The organism is Brevibacillus sp. 1238 (assembly GCF_029892995.1).
Taxonomy (GTDB): domain Bacteria; phylum Bacillota; class Bacilli; order Brevibacillales; family Brevibacillaceae; genus Brevibacillus; species Brevibacillus parabrevis.
This window is the reverse complement of sequence record NZ_JARXWC010000003.1, coordinates 97272-111032: the sequence shown is the minus strand read 5'-3', so window position 1 is coordinate 111032 and position 13761 is coordinate 97272. Positions and strand designations below refer to the sequence as shown.

The window sequence follows — 13761 nt, the reverse complement described above, 5'->3', positions numbered from 1 at the left end:
ATACGCAAGTACAACCATCATCTGTTTTTCCTATTCCCGCCAATTTTGTCGCACATCGCTTGTAAGCGCATCGTCTCGCCGCTTCCCTAGCGCGCAGCGGGCAAGTCGCTTTTTCCTGGCAGCGGCTGCGGCGGAGCACTCGCCGTCAACAGTTCGAGGAAGCGCAGCAAAGCTTGCGGCATCCATTTTTTCTTATGGTAAACCAACTGTCGGTAAACGCGGACATCCGGGTGGGAAAAAGGCAGGATGACAAGCGTTCCGTTTTTCACCTCTTCGCCAACCGCGATAGCAGGGATGAGCGCAATCCCTAAATCATATGCGACGCATTGCTTGATCGCCTCCAGACTCCCGAACTCGGAGGAAGACTCGATCGCAGCCCCGGCATCGCGCAAAACCGATTCCATGATCGAGCGATAGCTGCAACCTGCTTCGGTAAAAATCCAGTTGGCTCCGATAAAATCGCGCGCTTCGATCTTTTCTACCTGTGCCAGCGGATGGTTGGGCGCGGCGATGACGACCAGCTTTTCTTCCCCCAGATTCACGTTGACCAGCTCGGGATGGTCTTGCAGCCAATCCAGCACAAAGGCAAAGTCGTGATGCCCTTCCTTGACGCCTTGCCGCAAGTCGTGACAAATTCCCGGCTTCAGCAAAATCCGCATGCGCGGGTGTTCTTGGCGAAATTTTTGCAAGAAAGGAGGCAGGAAAAACGCCGCAAGCGATTCAACCGTTCCGATGCGCAGCGTGCCAGCCAACTGAGCCTGCTCGGACAAGTTGGCCCTCGCTTCATCGAGAACCGCCAGCAGCTGTTCACTGTACGCAAGCAGCGCTTCTCCGGCGTGGGTCAGCCTGATTTTCCGCCCCCACCGCTCAAACAGCGTCACTCCAAAATCCGCCTCCAGGTTCTGAATCTGCGTCGTGACGCTTGATTGCGCGTAGCCCAGCACCTCTGCGGCACGGGTAAAACTTTGGCATTTTGCCACCTCGCGGAACGTCAGCAAGTAGCGCGTATCCATGAACGGCTCCCTCCTTTTTCATCGAAAAATCCGATTTCAATTATCTAATATTATAGATAACTCCGATGATAATGTCTATGCTACACTACCTCTACAAACAACCGAACATAAAGAGAGGGAACATTCATGGAAAAAGCAACTGTGCAAACTGCGGGCTTGGCCAAAACGTTGCGGCTGCCGCAAATCGTCGCCCTGTACATCGGCGCTGTCATCGGGTCCGGGGTCTTGCTGATTCCCGGATTGGCAGCGGAAAAAGCAGGCCCAGCCTCGATTCTCGCCTGGCTGGTCATGTCGATTCTCGTTTTGCCGATGGCGATTACGATGGGACTGCTATCTGCCCGCTATCCAAGCTCCGGCGGCGTCTCCACTTTTGTCCGCACGGCTTACGGCGATCGTTTCGGCAATATCGTCGGCTGGTTCTTTCTATTATCTGTGCCTATCGGCGCCCCGATCCTCGGCGTGACCGGAGCGAACTACCTCGCCCTGTTGCTCGGCTGGGGCGACACGCAAATTTACACCGCTGCGGCACTGATTTTGACCGCAGTCGTGATCATGAATATTCTCGGAATGCACGTAGCGGCACGCGTCCAGACCATCGTCGTCTCCCTGATTATCGCCATCCTGATTTTGGCCGTAGTCGCTGCCCTGCCCCACGCTTCCGTCAGCAACTTCACCCCTTTCGTTCCCAACGGCTGGCTGAGCGTCATCCAGGCGGCAGGTCTGTTATTCTGGTGCTTTATCGGCTGGGAGGCGGTTACGCATTTGTCGGAAGAATTTGTCGATCCGGCGAAAAATGCCATTCGCGGTGTGCTGTGGAGCGCCGGAATCGTCGCCTTGCTGTACTTTTCCGTAGCGTTCATGACCGTAGCCACCCACAGTTACGGGGCAGGCATCTCGGCTGCTGCGCTCTCTGTCATGGTTCAGCTCACACTCGGCCCTTTAGGCGGTTGGATTGTTGCGGTGACGGCTTTGTTCATCTGTATTGCCACGACCAACGCCTACATCGGCGCAGCGTCGCGCATCGCCTATTCTCTGGCGCAGGAAAAGATCGCTCCGCGCTGGTTCGGGCTGCTGCACGCCAAATACCGGACACCGCTCGGCGGGCTTTTGTTTCTCTCCCTCTGCTTTGTTGTCGTGCTGACGGTTTTGTACCTCGGACTGATTGATTTGGCACGACTGATCGAACTGCCCAACGCGACTTTTTTCGCCACTTACATCGGCGGCTGTCTCGCTGGTGTGCGGCTTTTGCGCGACCATCGCTTCGGGCGGCTGGCTGCCTGGACGTCGCTTGTTTTCACCGTCGGCCTGTACCCGTTTCTCGGCTGGTCTGCGCTGTACCCGCTCGTGATCGCTGCCGTCTTGCTCGTCTGGCAAAAACAAAAGCAAAAAGCTTGATGATCCAAAAACATGACCTTCGCAACAGCAGCGACAGGCTGCCTCTTCCGCTCCGGGAGAAGCGCCTGTCTTTTTTTCGCTTTAAACAGTTTCCTAGCTTATGAATCTTGTGCACCTGCTTTCTCCGTGCTACAATGACGACATTCCCAATCATCGGATGTTTGGAGGTTTCGTTCATGACATTGCAAAAACCCGTTCGTTCCTCGCTCGTCAAGCAAATCGCGGAGCAGCTCGTCGAACGAATCGAGTCTGGCAGCTGGAAGGTCGGGGAACGCATCCCGCCTGAGCCTGAATTGGTCGAACAGCTAGGCATCAGCCGCAATACGCTTCGCGAAGCGGTACAGGCACTGATTCACACTGGCATGCTCGAAGCGCGGCAAGGGGACGGCACGTACGTCCGCGCAGCGAGCGAGTTTGGCGCGGCGATGCAGCGTCGGCTCAAGCGCTCGACTTTACTGGAAATTTTGGAGGTGCGCTACGGACTGGAGCGCGAGATCGCCAGACTGGCGGCAAGCCGCAGGACAGAAGCCGATTTGCAGACGATCCGGCAAAAGCTGGACACGTCCCTCTCGCTCAGGCACGATCCCCAGGGCTATATCTCGGCGGATGTCGCGTTCCACATCGCGGTTGCCCGCGCGACCCACAACAGCGTGATGATCGATCTGTACGAGCAAATGACCGAGTCGCTGCACATGTCCGTAGGCGGTACAGTCGATGTAAAAGAGTTGATGGACGAACAGGCGCAGACACATGGAGCGCTGGTTCAAGCGATTGCGGAGCAAAATGCAGACGCAGCCGAGGAAGCGGCAAGGAGCCTGATTCAAGCAAGCAAAACCGCTCTTTTGGAACAGATACAGAAAGGAAGTCTTGACCTATGAGTCCGACAGCATTGGCAACTGCGAAAAGCAACGCGCAGCCAGCCACCCCCAAACCGTTTCTGATCATCGCCGGAATCATTCTGATTACGTTCGCCATGCGCTCACCGTTGACTGCCGTCGGGCCGTTGGTCGGCTCCATTCAAGGCGATCTCGGGCTGTCCAACAGCATGTCCGGGTTGTTGACGACGGTTCCTTTGCTCGCCTTTGCGCTGCTCTCCCCTCTGGCTCCGGGGATCGGGCATCGGCTCGGCTCAGAGCGAACACTTTTTGCCGGACTGCTTGTCGTTCTCATCGGCCTGATTTTGCGCTCGTCCGGCTACGTCTTCACCTTGTTTGCCGGAACCGCGTTGGTGGGAGCTGGCATCGCGATTTGCAACGTGCTGCTGCCGGGGCTGGTCAAACAGCGTTTCCCGCAAAAAGCCGGCTTGATGACCAGTGTGTACACGACTACGATGTCCATGTGCGCCGCTCTTGCTTCCGGCATCAGCATTCCGCTCGCCAGTACAGGGAATTGGGGCTGGCAAGGCTCGCTCTTTTCCTGGGCGCTTCCCGTCCTGTTCGCCATCGCTGTCTGGCTTCCGCAGCTTCGCTCTGCCGGAAGTGCTTCTGTCAAACACGCCGGGCAAAAAAAGCAGCCAGGGCTGTGGCGTTCCCTGCTCGCTTGGCAAATTACGCTGTTCATGGGGCTGCAATCCTTTTTGTTTTATTGCACGATCGCCTGGCTGCCCGCTATTTTGCAGCAGCACGGCATTAGCCAAGCCAGCTCCGGGTGGATGCTCTCGCTTGTTCAGGCCATCAGCTTGCCCGCGAGCTTTTTCACCCCGGTGATCGCTTCCCGATTGTCCAATCAGCGTCTGCTGGCTGCCGTCATCGGGCTTTGCTCCCTCTTCGGATTCGCCGGGCTTTTGATCGGAAACAGCACGGTCTTGCTGTATGCCTGCCTGCTCTTGCTCGGCGTCTCGCAAGGCGCAGCAATCAGTCTCGCCCTCACGTTTATCGTCATTCGTGCACAAGACGTACGCCAGGCAGCCCGCTTGTCCGGCATGGCCCAGTCCATCGGCTACTTGTTGGCCGCGGTAGGACCGATTGTCGTCGGACTCGTCTACGACTGGCAGCAATCGTGGACATTGCCCCTCACCATCCTCTGCTTCGTCAGCCTGTTCGTAATCCTGAGCGGAATCGGTGCCGGGCGTAATCAGACGGTGTAAAAACAAGCTTCAAAAAAGCGTGCAAGAGCCCTTCGAAGGCTTGCACGCTTTTTTGTTCGGGGAGCAGAGTATCTACCCAACTCGCCTGTATGGTAAAATATAGAAAAATACCCTTGCGAGGAAGGAGCCTGGAAAATGAAACGTCTGCTGCTATGTACCGCGATGACTCTGTCGCTTCTGGTCGGCTGTGCCGAACCGCAATCAAACACGCTTCCCTCGGCTATCGAAAAGCAGATGGAGGAGCAAATCGGTATGGATATCGCTGTTCCTTCAAACGGCAAGCTGGTCGTCAAGTATGCAGAAATTCGCTATCCGCCCATCGTAAACGGGCAACAAATCGCTGGCCCCTCTATCGCAACCATCGTGTATACCGATGAAAAGGGAGAACTTTTGCCAATCACGGACGAGCAAAAAGCGGAAATGCGCAACCGGCAGCAGCGTGAAATCTTTTATGGCGAGTACGCGGGCAGGCCAATCATCATCATGGAAATCAGCACGATGAAAAACTCCTTACATGACGCCAAGACAGCCGAAATAGAAGGAATCACAGTCGAATACGGGCAAAAAGAAGCCGCCTCCGGAACGTATGCCTTTTATTCCTTTCACCATCAAAACGCCTCTTATATGACTACCTTCCTGCTCAATGACACGACTACGACTGATGACGCCGTTGCCTTCAACCGGAAACTCATCCGTCAGCTTCAAGGAAAACAGTAGCCCCTTTTGCAGGCAACAGCAACAGCGCTGGCAGCAAAAAAAGCAGGGAAGGCCCCCTGCTTTTTCGCTTTTCCACACCCGCTATTCATCTTTCCCAATCAATCGGAACGTCTTCCCATCCTGGGAGGACAGGTAAAAGGTCTTGTCGACGCTTCCGCCAAGCTCTCCGGCATAGTATTGCACGGTCAGCCTGTATTTGTTCGTGCCGATTTTAGCATAGTACATCAATTCATTAAATCGCGGGAACCGCACGTAATCGTAGACTTCGTACTTCATAAAAGAGAAGTGCTCGCGCAAAAACGGTTCGCTGACATTCAGCTTGTTCTCTTTGACGTAAGCTTGCAGATCAGCATAGCGTCTGATCTTTTTTTGCTCCATTACTTCGCGGACAAACGCCGATACCGCATCGCTCATCCCTTTTTTCTCGCTCGCCGTCACTTCGCCCGGGAACAGCTCTTCGATTTTGCTGTCCAGACGCGTCAGCATCACGACCGCCTGTGCCCGACTGATCGCACTATTGGGACGGAAAGAGCCGTCCGGGTATCCGGCGAGCAAGCCCATCTTGTACGCAGGGTACACGGTCATGACTTCCTGTTCGTTGGCGGTAGACAAATCAGAGAAAAAGCGCGTGGTCGTTCCCCGATACTTTTCCCCTTCGGATTGATGTCCGAGCGCCGCCAAAAGAATGCGGGCCGCCTCCAGTCTGGTCATCCCGTCTGTCGGTTTGCCTGTCGACATAATGCCTGCTGCCGCCAAATGACGGTACGTCTGCTCTGACCAGCGACCTACGGAAGGAGCCAAATACGTCTCTTTGACAAAAGCGTCAGGCTCAAATCCGCTATAGGATGGCAGCACACGCTCCACCAAGGCAAGAAATTGCTCTTGCGTAACGGTTTTTTCCGGCTGAAAAGTGCCGTCCGGAAAGCCTTGGATCAACCCGCTTTTCGCTGCCAATTCAATCTCTTTTCCTGCCCAGTGTCCTTTTGTGTCGAGGAAAGAGCCTGCGGAAGCCACGGGTTTTTCCTCCCTGGCCTGTGCCCGATTCCACTCACCAAATGCCGCGCCCGCCCATGCGATTGACCAGGCAAGCGCCAAAACAGTGGCTTTTTTCCCGACTTGTCGCAACTTGTTCTGCATCTCGAGTACCACCTTTCCTCACAGGAATTGCCTTATTCGTAGGACGCAAAATTTGTCGGAAAAGTTTCGGTCTATTCGTTAGAAATTTTTCCCACAAGCGGTGCAACAACCAAAATGGTCATGTCCGTTTTGTTGACCGCAAGCCAAGCAGGCACATCCCATTTCCTGAAAAACATCGAGACGTTTTTCATAGAAAAAAGCCGACGTTTCGTCCAGGACGAGCAGTCGGCTTTGGCGATTTCTAGACAAAAAACAGTTGATGAGTCCCGTCATGGGTGAATGGCGCTTCGACCATGCGATCAATTAATTCCAATCCGTACTTGTTTGCAAAAGGGAAAAAGCACAGCTTGCGTTCTTGCAGACCGCCCTCCGGCAACAGCGTCGTCTCGATTCGCTTGATCCGGTTATAGGCCACGTCTTCTTTTTGCTGCAAGGAACGAATCAGCCGCTCCTCCAAAAAGGAGACTTGTTCGAGCAAGAGCGTGCTGTTTTTCTCCGACAGCCCGCGCATTCCCGGGTCCAGCCGGATCACTTCGTCCACGAGCGGACGGTAGAGCTGCTCAATCGATTGGCGCACTTGGGCGAATTGTTCGTGCAGCGGATGCGGGCCTTGTTTCTTCTCCCAGTCAGCTTTCCATTCGGTGAAGCCGGTCAAAACCTGCTCGACAGACAGCTCCAGACCCTCCAGCAAGCGCAAATGCGCCCCTTCCACCAAAGTGATCGACATCCGCGGCAAAACGATCGGCATCTGCATCCCGAACAACGCAAAAACTTCGCGATAATACGCCCAGTAGGCGATTTCACCGGGTCCGCCAATGAACGCAAGCGTCGGGAACAGCTGCTCCTGCATCAGACCGCGCGTGACTACATTGGCACTGAACCGCTCCGGCTGTTCCTGGACAAGCGCAAGCAGCTCGTCGCGGCTGTACGACTGCCGTCTGTTGACAAAGCGATCCAGATGGCGGGAAAGCAAAAGTCGATCCTCGCCTTCATAAATAAACAAGTTGGCCTGATGTTCGTCGACTTCAAGCTGCAACGGGTAGCCCGCTGTGGCAAGCCGCTCGGAAGCCTGCACCAGCAACTGGGCCATTTGCTCGTTTTTCTCGATCACCTGCTGAAATACGGGACGTTCCAACTCCCGGACAAAAGGCAGCGATGACTCGACAAGGATCAAGCCATGCTTGCCAAACAACTGCGCCAAAAGACGCGCAAACCACTCCACTACCGTGGATGAGCTTTTCGCCGTTTGCGTCAGCAATTCCCGTACGTTTTTCGTTTCCGCCGTCTCGGTTTGTTCCTGGAAAAACGTTTCCAGGAACTGCATACACACTTCCTCTTCCAAAGGAAGCTTGCTTGCAGACGCACGACCTTTCTTTTTCAGCGACAGCCGCTCTTTGTGCAGACGCGTATCGCCATCCGTCGTCCAGTACACGTGGTCGATCTCATCGATGTCGTGATCTTCGCCCGCGATCCAAAAGACCGGGACGACGTTTACTTGCAGCTCGGCAGAGAGCTTTTTGGCCGCCTGAATCAAATGGACGGCCTTGTTGATCGTATACAGCGGGCCTGTCAGGACGCCTGCCTGCTGACCGCCGATGACGACATATGTATCCTGCTGCTTCAACAACTCGATTTTGTCCAGCGCTTCGGGGTGGTTTCCGATCGCCTGATTAAAGTTATGTAAGCCTTCCGCCAGTTGGAGCCGATTGAAGGTTTGGGTGGACAGCCACTCCAGCCGCTCCCGGTATGCCTGATCTCGGTAGGGATTATGGGCAAAAAATGACAGGGCAGACTCGTTTTGCTGCTGGTACTCTCGCGCCAGCCGATTTGCCAATGGAAGCGCAACGCGTTCAACATTCATGCTAGCTCACCTTTCTTAGGGCGATGGTCACTGCAAATTATACCACGCCAGGCATTCACAAAAAACAAGACAACCCGCTTAAATGGGTTGTCAAAGTGTAGAGCTGGCATCTTTTTAAAATTGCGGCGGAGTAACAGACCAGATCAGGACAGCTTCCACCTCGCCGCTGTTTTCAATCGTGTGCGACTTGCTGCTGTCAAACGAGATGCTGTCTCCCGCCTCCAACACGTGCTCTTCATCATTGAACCTCGCTGTCACGCTACCCGATATGACGGTAAAGCACTCCTCGCCTTCGGACTGGACGAATTTGTCTGTGACCATTTCCTTCGGCATCAGACGCACTTCCAGCATGCCCAGCTTGGCGCTTCCTCCCATCGAGAGCAACGAATACGTGCCGGTCGATTCGGGAAAAACCAGCTGTCTGCGCTTTTGCAGACGTGTCACGTGTACTTGCTTTTGATCGATGTCTTCGAAGAAATGAATGATCGGAGACTCCAGGGCCTTTGTAATTTTCCAGAGAGAATCCAGTGACGGTTGGGATATCCCCCGTTCCACCTGGCTGAGCAGCCCTTTGCTGAGCCCTGTTTTGCCTGCCATGATCTCCAAAGTAAATCCACGTTCTTTTCGAATCATCCGAATCTTATGTCCGATGCTCTCGATGGGAAGTCGCATAGTTCCAACCTTCTTTCTTATCGGAATAAATACGATATGTATCAGTCAGTGCGTTACACGACACCCATCGTCTTGATTATGCCGGTCGTAAACAGCACTATATAGACAAGTCCAAACCAGAGAAACGACAACCGCCAGGCGGAAAACCCGACCTTTTTCAGAGATAGCTTTCCTTTCAGCTTGACCTGGAGCCATCCCAAAAGCACAATGGCGCCGAGGAAAAAGCAGCTCACCCACCACCAGGCTGACATCGCCTCAGGCCAGATGAGTTCGTATGCGGAAACAGCGGAGCGAATCACCAAAAAATTCGTGATATTCACCGCCCAGCGACCGGCCAATCTCTTGTTCCGCTTCCACATGTACACGATCAAGTAAACAAGCGGAAACCCCAAGAAAGGCACTACGGTCAGCGTACCCCAAAAATAGGACCAGAAAGTTGTCCACACGGCCATCTACTGTCGCCTCCCCTCCTTCCCTATTCCCATGCTTGTCTTGAGAAGAATGACGCGAAGCAAGGTTTCGTGCAACGGAGTAGGAATCCCGGCTTCTTTTCCCCGCTTCACGAGGTAGCCGTTGATTGCTTGCACTTCCGTCGGTTTTTGCCGCTTCACATCCTGAAGCATGGAGGAAAGATTACGGGAAGTATTTCGGCAAATGGCGACAATTTCCTGCCATTCGGGATCGCCGATTTTCTGTCCGGAAAAAGCAGCTACCTCCACAGCTTCATTAAATAAATCACGCATCAGTCCTTGCGTATATGAACTGTCGAGGAGGGCGCCATTCGGAATCTCAAACAATGCCGTGAGCGGGTTGATCAAGGCATTGGCCAACAGCTTTCTCCACGCATGCGGTTCGATTGCTTTTTCATAAAGCGCTGTGATGCCTGCCTCGACTGCCCATGTGACGAATGCGTCAATCAAAGCATCGCGGTCTGCCTTTTCCTGCCAGGGACCAACGCGAAGCGTCCCTGTTCCGGTATGCTCCACTTCCGTAGCAGAATGCCTTCTGGCTCCTTCTGTATGAATGGCGAAGTAGCATTGCGCATCCTCCAGTACAGATGCGAGCAATTCCTGGTGTCCCATGCCGTTTTGCAAGGCAATGACACGCGCGTACGGAGGGATTTCGGCAAGAGCCGGGAGTAGCAAGGGCAAATCGGGCTGTTTAACAGTGAGCAAATACAAGTTCCCTTCCGGCAATCCATCTGCAATCGGTTGGGCTTGTACGTTTACTCTGTTTTTTTGGCCGTCCAGACTGTGGAGCCACAGTCCTTGCTCCATGAGTTGATTCGCCTGTAGTGAACTGCGCGTTACGACGGTCACGGACTGACCAGCGAGCGCAAGCCTTGCTGCATACAGCAAACCAACGGAACCTCCGCCAACGACAACCACTTGCAAAGCGCTTGTATCGGGTTGCATTTGTTCACCTACATTAATCAATACTTATTTTATAAGAATAGCAGAGTTTAGGAGATTGTTCAATTGATTGGAACAAAAAAGATCAAAATTATCGAAAAATTTCTATCAGCCACGTTCCTTTGTTTTTCAAGCGGTCAACTGCTCGCCGTTTTCAATCTGCTCAAAAAAGACTGCCGCGGGATAGCGACAGTCTCAACGAATATTTATACAGGATAAACGGGATGCTTACGGTCAGAGAAAACTTGCCGTTTCCCCTTGTAAATCTCGTAGCGCGAAATCAGATCATGGCGCAAACCGCTCGGCGGCACAATCGCGTCGACGATCAGGTTGGAAGCCAGCAAATACAAGTCGATGTCCTCCTGGTATTCCTTGCGCTTCTCCTGAATGAACGCCTGACGTTCTGCCGGGTCCTCGATCGCCTGAATTTTGTTGCTGTACACAGCGTTTACGGCAGCTTCCGGGCCCATGACCGCGATTTGCGCTCCAGGCAGGGCAATGCACGCGTCCGGTTCAAACGCCGAGCTGGCCATGGCGTACAGTCCGGCTCCATACGCCTTGCGCACAATCACGGAAATTTTCGGTACGGTCGCCTCGGCCATAGCGGAAATCATTTTCGCTCCGTGACGGATGATGCCCGCCCGCTCTACTGCGGTCCCGATCATGAAGCCTGGGACGTCGGCCAAAAACAGCAGCGGGATGCCGAACGCATCGCACAAAGTAATGAAGCGCGCCGCTTTGTCGGCGGAATCGACGAACAGGACGCCGCCTTTTACCCGTGGCTGGTTGGCGATGATCCCGACCGGCTTGCCATCCAGACGGGCAAGACCCGTAATCAGCTCTTGCGCGAACAGCTTCTTGATCTCGAAAAATGAATCCGCATCAACGAGCGATTGAATGAGATCGTGCATGTTGAACGCGGCATTTTGGTTTTCCGGTACGATAGTAGTGATGTCTTTGGCCGTCTCGATCGGCGCTTTTGCCGCTTGGAGCGGAGGCTGCTCGCTGTAGTTCGCCGGGAAAAAGCTCAAGTAGGTGCGCGCAGACTGAATCGCTTCCTCTTCGTTTGCTGCCAGCACATCGCCGCAGCCGCTCACCGAGCAATGCATCCGGGCGCCGCCCAGCTCTTCCAGACTCACCTTTTCCCCGATCACCATCTCCGCCATGCGCGGCGAGCCGAGGTACATGCTCGCGTTTTTGTCGACCATGATCACAATGTCGCAAAAAGCCGGGATGTACGCGCCGCCCGCAGCAGATGGGCCGAACAAAATGCAGACTTGCGGAATTTTGCCGGACAGCTTCACTTGATTGTAAAAAATGCGTCCCGCTCCCCGTCTGCCGGGGAACATTTCCAACTGGTCGGTAATGCGAGCGCCTGCCGAGTCCACGAGGTAAATCAGCGGTACGCGCATTTTTTCCGCCGTTTCCTGGATGCGAATGATTTTTTCTACCGTCCGCGAGCCCCAGGAGCCTGCTTTGACCGTAGAGTCATTGGCCATGACGCATACCGTCTGGCCGTTTACTTTTCCAATCGCAGTCACGACGCCATCCGCAGGCAAATCTCCCGCCATGACATTGGCGAACAGCCCGTCCTCGACCATGAACTCATCGTCGAACAACAGCTTCAGCCGATCGCGGACGAACAGCTTGTTCTGCTCCTTGAGCTTTTCGTGGTATTTGGCATCGCCACCTTGCTTGATATGCGCGATCTTCTCCTGCAACGTCTCTTCCAAATGCTTGGTCATCGGCTACTCCCCCTCGTCACTCTCCGCGATAGATCGGTTTTCGTTTTTCCGCAAAAGCTGCCAGTCCTTCCAAACGGTCCTTGGTCGGAACGAGCAGCTGGTACGCATTGCTCTCCATCATCAATCCGGTTGCCAGCTCTACTTCGCTGCCGCAGTCGATGGCAAACTTGGCCTGGGCCAGCGCCAGCGGAGCATTGCTCGCAATCTGCGCTGCCAGCTCCATGGACACATTCATCAGTTGCTCGTGCGGCACGACGCGGTTGACAAGCCCGATCGCCAAAGCTTCCGCCGGGAAAACGCGCCGCGCTGTAAAAATCAGTTCTTTGGCGATGCCCTTGCCGACTAGCCGCGGCAGCCGTTGCGTGCCGCCCGCTCCCGGGATAATGCCGAGAGAGGTTTCCGTCAAGCCCATTTGCGCCTGCTCGCTCATGATTCGCAAATCGCAGGCGAGCGCCAGCTCCGTACCGCCGCCAAGCGCCAAACCGTTGAGGGCAGCAATGACCGGCTTTTGCAGTTTTTCAAGCTCACTGAACGTGTCGCGAATCGTCCGAATGTACACTTCCACCTGTTCGGGCGACATGCCTCGCCGTTCCTTCAAATCCGCGCCGGAGCAAAATGCCTTGTCTCCCGCCCCGGTGACGATGACGACACGCGTGCTGCGATCGCAGGCAAGTTCGGCGATAAGCTTGCGCAGTTCCGTCAAAGTCTCCAGGTTCAAACAGTTGAACACATCCGGCCGATCAAGCGTCACGACACCGACCAGCCCGTCTTTTCGATAGGAAATCGTCATGTGGCCCTTCCTCTCTACGTATGCTCCTCCTGCTTTTGCTTTGCCAGGTTTGCTTTCAAAACTTTGGAAGTCAGCTCCCTGCCCAGCTGTTCCTGGATGTAGGCACCTGCCTCTGTCAGCCGATTCAGGTCAACTCCGGTTTCATAGCCCATTCCGTGCAGCATGTAGACCAAGTCTTCCGTCGAAATGTTGCCTGCCGCCCCCGGTGCGTACGGGCATCCGCCCAAGCCGCCGATGGAGCTGTCAAAAATCCGGATGCCTTCCGCCAACGCTGCGACGACATTCGCCAGCCCGGTTCCTCGCGTGTCGTGAAAGTGCCCGGCTAAGCGCTCGGTCGTAACATCTTTCACAAGCTCCTGAAAAACCTCGTGCACTTGCTTTGGGGTTGCCACGCCGATCGTATCCCCGAGCGAAACTTCGGACACGCCCATCTCGACGAGCGCATGGGTCACTCTTCTCGTGTTGTCAACAGGGACGGCTCCCTCATACGGACAACCAAACACGGTGGAGACGTACCCGCGCACGCGCATGCCGAGAGCGAGCGCTTCCTTCGCCGCTTCCGCCAGCACAGGAAATGTTTCCGTGATGCTTTTGTTAATATTTTTGCGGTTATGGCTCTCCGAGGCAGACATGAACAGGGCAACTTCGCTCACGCCGCACAGGCGCGCCCGCTCCAGCCCGCGAACGTTTGGCACCAGCGCACTGATGCGCACGTCCTTTTTGCTGGCTGGAAGTATTCCTTGCAAAACTTCCTCGGCGTCCGCCAATTGCGGAATCCAGCGCGGATTGACAAACGAGCTGGCCTCGATCCGCACAAGCCCGGCGTCGATCAGCTTCTTAATCAACTCGATTTTTGCTTCTGCGGGTACGATGACGCTCTCATTTTGCAGCCCATCGCGTGGGCCAACCTCTACGATTTGCACGTTCACAATC

General features: G+C 54.7%; 13 protein-coding genes. 4 read left to right on the top strand and 9 right to left on the bottom strand.

Annotation, left to right across the window (positions count from 1 at the left end; genetic code table 11):
- Positions 1 to 86: 86 nt before the first annotated feature.
- A complete protein-coding gene (locus M2298_RS08105; RefSeq protein ID WP_122964997.1) occupies positions 87 to 1013 on the bottom strand; it encodes a LysR family transcriptional regulator in 927 nt (308 codons plus the stop codon).
- Positions 1014 to 1139: 126 nt separating this feature from the next.
- Here M2298_RS08105 and M2298_RS08100 point away from each other — a divergent pair, with 126 nt between their 5' ends.
- From M2298_RS08100 to M2298_RS08085, 4 genes are all read left to right on the top strand, one after another.
- On the top strand, positions 1140 to 2408 hold the full coding sequence (locus M2298_RS08100; RefSeq protein ID WP_122964996.1) for an APC family permease: 1269 nt from the start codon (positions 1140 to 1142) through the stop codon (positions 2406 to 2408).
- Positions 2409 to 2584: 176 nt separating this feature from the next.
- Entirely contained in the window at positions 2585 to 3286 is a 702-nt protein-coding gene (locus M2298_RS08095; protein WP_122964995.1) for a FadR/GntR family transcriptional regulator, read from the top strand.
- A complete protein-coding gene (locus M2298_RS08090; protein ID WP_280648425.1) occupies positions 3283 to 4494 on the top strand; it encodes a CynX/NimT family MFS transporter in 1212 nt (403 codons plus the stop codon). The genes M2298_RS08095 and M2298_RS08090 overlap by 4 nt, the downstream gene beginning before the upstream one ends.
- 135 nt (positions 4495 to 4629) lie before the next feature.
- Positions 4630 to 5211: a hypothetical protein gene (locus tag M2298_RS08085; RefSeq protein WP_242770970.1), complete on the top strand. Its 582-nt coding sequence runs from the start codon at positions 4630 to 4632 to the stop codon at positions 5209 to 5211.
- 81 nt (positions 5212 to 5292) lie between these two features.
- On the opposite strand, the gene M2298_RS08080 is transcribed toward M2298_RS08085, so the two are convergent.
- The 8 genes from M2298_RS08080 to M2298_RS08045 all read right to left on the bottom strand — a co-directional run bounded on the left by M2298_RS08080 (position 5293) and on the right by M2298_RS08045 (position 13757).
- Entirely contained in the window at positions 5293 to 6348 is a 1056-nt protein-coding gene (locus tag M2298_RS08080; protein WP_173597032.1) for an S-layer homology domain-containing protein, read from the bottom strand.
- 241 nt (positions 6349 to 6589) lie between these two features.
- Positions 6590 to 8209: a bacillithiol biosynthesis cysteine-adding enzyme BshC gene (gene bshC, locus M2298_RS08075; protein ID WP_280648424.1), complete on the bottom strand. Its 1620-nt coding sequence runs from the start codon at positions 8207 to 8209 to the stop codon at positions 6590 to 6592.
- A gap of 114 nt (positions 8210 to 8323) precedes the next feature.
- A complete protein-coding gene (locus tag M2298_RS08070; RefSeq protein ID WP_122964990.1) occupies positions 8324 to 8881 on the bottom strand; it encodes a helix-turn-helix domain-containing protein in 558 nt (185 codons plus the stop codon).
- A gap of 53 nt (positions 8882 to 8934) precedes the next feature.
- A complete protein-coding gene (locus M2298_RS08065; protein WP_063230374.1) occupies positions 8935 to 9333 on the bottom strand; it encodes a DUF3397 family protein in 399 nt (132 codons plus the stop codon).
- On the bottom strand, positions 9334 to 10296 hold the full coding sequence (locus tag M2298_RS08060; RefSeq protein ID WP_173599294.1) for a ketopantoate reductase family protein: 963 nt from the start codon (positions 10294 to 10296) through the stop codon (positions 9334 to 9336).
- A gap of 203 nt (positions 10297 to 10499) precedes the next feature.
- Positions 10500 to 12038 (bottom strand): acyl-CoA carboxylase subunit beta, encoded by a 1539-nt coding sequence (locus M2298_RS08055; protein ID WP_122964987.1) that lies wholly within the window; start codon positions 12036 to 12038, stop codon positions 10500 to 10502.
- Between the two features lie 16 nt (positions 12039 to 12054).
- Positions 12055 to 12828 (bottom strand): enoyl-CoA hydratase-related protein, encoded by a 774-nt coding sequence (locus M2298_RS08050; protein ID WP_173597029.1) that lies wholly within the window; start codon positions 12826 to 12828, stop codon positions 12055 to 12057.
- 14 nt (positions 12829 to 12842) lie between these two features.
- The gene (locus M2298_RS08045) at positions 12843 to 13757 is read right to left on the bottom strand and encodes a hydroxymethylglutaryl-CoA lyase (RefSeq protein WP_242770964.1); all 915 of its coding nucleotides are present in this window, start codon (positions 13755 to 13757) and stop codon (positions 12843 to 12845) included.
- Positions 13758 to 13761 lie beyond the last annotated feature (4 nt).

Bases quoted from the DNA above. Each gene is read 5' to 3' on its own strand.
- M2298_RS08105 (WP_122964997.1), bottom strand. From the start codon at position 1,013: ATGGATACGCGCTACTTGCTGACGTTCCGCGAGGTGGCAAAATGCCAA.
- M2298_RS08060 (WP_173599294.1), bottom strand. From the start codon at position 10,296: ATGCAACCCGATACAAGCGCTTTGCAAGTGGTTGTCGTTGGCGGAGGT.
- M2298_RS08095 (WP_122964995.1), top strand. From the start codon at position 2,585: ATGACATTGCAAAAACCCGTTCGTTCCTCGCTCGTCAAGCAAATCGCG.
- M2298_RS08100 (WP_122964996.1), top strand. From the start codon at position 1,140: ATGGAAAAAGCAACTGTGCAAACTGCGGGCTTGGCCAAAACGTTGCGG.
- M2298_RS08055 (WP_122964987.1), bottom strand. From the start codon at position 12,038: ATGACCAAGCATTTGGAAGAGACGTTGCAGGAGAAGATCGCGCATATC.
- M2298_RS08065 (WP_063230374.1), bottom strand. From the start codon at position 9,333: ATGGCCGTGTGGACAACTTTCTGGTCCTATTTTTGGGGTACGCTGACC.
- bshC (WP_280648424.1), bottom strand. From the start codon at position 8,209: ATGAATGTTGAACGCGTTGCGCTTCCATTGGCAAATCGGCTGGCGCGA.
- M2298_RS08050 (WP_173597029.1), bottom strand. From the start codon at position 12,828: ATGACGATTTCCTATCGAAAAGACGGGCTGGTCGGTGTCGTGACGCTT.
- M2298_RS08080 (WP_173597032.1), bottom strand. From the start codon at position 6,348: ATGCAGAACAAGTTGCGACAAGTCGGGAAAAAAGCCACTGTTTTGGCG.
- M2298_RS08090 (WP_280648425.1), top strand. From the start codon at position 3,283: ATGAGTCCGACAGCATTGGCAACTGCGAAAAGCAACGCGCAGCCAGCC.
- M2298_RS08085 (WP_242770970.1), top strand. From the start codon at position 4,630: ATGAAACGTCTGCTGCTATGTACCGCGATGACTCTGTCGCTTCTGGTC.
- M2298_RS08070 (WP_122964990.1), bottom strand. From the start codon at position 8,881: ATGCGACTTCCCATCGAGAGCATCGGACATAAGATTCGGATGATTCGA.